The sequence below is a fragment of the Mesorhizobium escarrei genome (assembly GCF_935825525.1).
Classification (GTDB): domain Bacteria; phylum Pseudomonadota; class Alphaproteobacteria; order Rhizobiales; family Rhizobiaceae; genus Mesorhizobium; species Mesorhizobium escarrei.
Genome location: NZ_CAKXZT010000164.1, coordinates 1 through 1,727 on the forward strand (window position 1 = coordinate 1; position 1,727 = coordinate 1,727).

Consider the following 1,727-nt stretch of genomic DNA (forward strand, 5'->3'; position numbering starts at 1 on the left):
CGCGCGGCGCAAGACGCGGCGGCTGACCCTCCCTGTCCTGGCAATCGGAGGCGGCAAAGCCGTCGGTGAGGGGACGGCGAACACGATGAGGCTCGTCGCGGACAACGTGCAGAGCGTCATCATTCCCGAAAGCGGCCACTGGGTCGCCGAGGAGGCTCCAAAGAAGCTGCTCGCGGCGCTAACGCCGTTCTTGGCCCCCTACCGCGACGGATCGCGCGCGGGGACGGAGAACGTGAGATAGACCGCACGTATAATTCCGTTCGTCCAAGCGAGGTATGTGGGTTCACCAGAGGAATGCAGGAGAATGCTATGGTTTTTCGAGACACTCACCCGTGAGCAAGCAAGCGGGCGTCCTCTTCGCCGAAATTGCTGCCCCGCCTATGAATTGATGGGGCCAGAACTGATCCGCGACCTGGTCTCCCTCTAGGCCGAGGCCGACAACACCCTCCGTGTTCTGGTGTTCGGGAGCGCCGACCCCGACCATTTCATAGCCCACGACGACGTGACCCGGTTCAGCGAATACCGGCAGGAGGCAGTTAAGCTCGCCGGCGAGCCGTCGCTGGCGAGGCTGCTGCGACGCTTGAGTATCAGCCGCCTGGTTACCATCGCCGAAATTGAGGGCCGTGTGCGCGGCGCCGGCAGCGAGTTCGTGCTGGCCTGCGACATGCGCTTCGCCGCGCGGGAGACAGCGATCTTTGGCCAGTTCGAAGCAGCATTCGGCGTTATCCCTGGCGCGGGCGGAACCCAGCACTTGGCGCGCCTCATGGGCCGCGCCCGGGCGCTTGAGGTCATGTTGAGCGCGCAGGACTACGACGCGGATCTCGCCGAGCGGTATGGATGGATCAATCGCGGCGCTCGGCTCGTTCGTCAGTGCGCTCGCCCACCGGATCGCCAGCCTCCCAGCCGCCGGCCGCGCGGTGGCAAAGGAGCGTATCAATGCTATCGGGCTCGCGCCGGCCGACGAATTCCGACGCGATTCCGACCTCTTTGGCGAAGGTGTGCGCACGCACGAGTTCCAGAGCCGGATGCAAGCCGCCCTCAAATGGGGCTTCCAGACGCGGGACGCGGAGCTGGAGCTGCCCCGACTGCTGGGCGAGGTGGAGTGAGTCCCACGAGCTTAACAATAGCGGCCGCTTTGCGTGTGTAACGGAGGATTGTCATGTCTGTGGGCAGCACGTCACCTCGCCCTGATCGCCACGCAAATGCATCACCGAAGCTCTGGTTGGCGTGGTCCTTGCTGGGCCTGCTCGGCTTCATCTGGGGCACCAACTTCCTGTTCATGAAGATGGCGGTCGCCCTCGTGGCGCCGCTCGAAGTGGCGTGGCTATCTTCGGAGCGCTTCCGATCGCTGCCCTTGCCCTCGTGCGAGGATCGCTGGCGAGGACCGACTGGCGCTTGTCCACCATTTCGCCGCGATGGCGCTCCTCGCCAATGTCGGGCAGCTAGGCGAACGTCTGCAATGGGGGCGTTGGCAGACGTTTGCGGGTCAGACCGCGAACGGCCTGTTTTGTGATGGGTTTCGGATGCCGGCCCTCTACTGAGATGGCGTGGCTCCGAGGCCGGCGTCCGAAAGCCTCCAGGGAAGGAACCCGCGGGGTGGAGATCTCGGTTTGAGTCTATGGGGATTTGACGGTTCGGCTTGGTCCGTTGTGACTGTACCGATGGGCTTGGTGGGTGGGCAGGCGTAGCTCGACGGGCTGGCGATGGCCGCGCGCATTGCGATGCGG

2 protein-coding genes and 1 pseudogene are annotated in these 1,727 nt (G+C 64.7%); all 3 read left to right on the forward strand.

Going from position 1 to position 1,727, the window contains the following annotated elements; genetic code table 11:
- Positions 1–241 (forward strand): alpha/beta fold hydrolase (locus tag NMG80_RS30435; protein ID WP_254021548.1); only part of this gene is annotated, 241 nt, incomplete at its 5' end.
- 216 nt (positions 242–457) lie between these two features.
- A pseudogene (locus NMG80_RS37525) lies at positions 458–787 on the forward strand (enoyl-CoA hydratase/isomerase family protein); the annotation flags it as partial.
- Between the two features lie 46 nt (positions 788–833).
- Positions 834–1,106 carry a hypothetical protein gene (locus NMG80_RS30445; RefSeq protein WP_254021550.1) on the forward strand — a complete coding sequence of 91 codons (273 nt, stop codon included), beginning with the start codon at positions 834–836 and terminating at the stop codon, positions 1,104–1,106.
- The last annotated feature ends 621 nt before the right edge of the window (positions 1,107–1,727 follow it).

Excerpts from the sequence above, each read along its gene's own strand:
- NMG80_RS30445 (WP_254021550.1), top strand. The coding sequence starts at position 834 with ATGGATGGATCAATCGCGGCGCTCGGCTCGTTCGTCAGTGCGCTCGCC.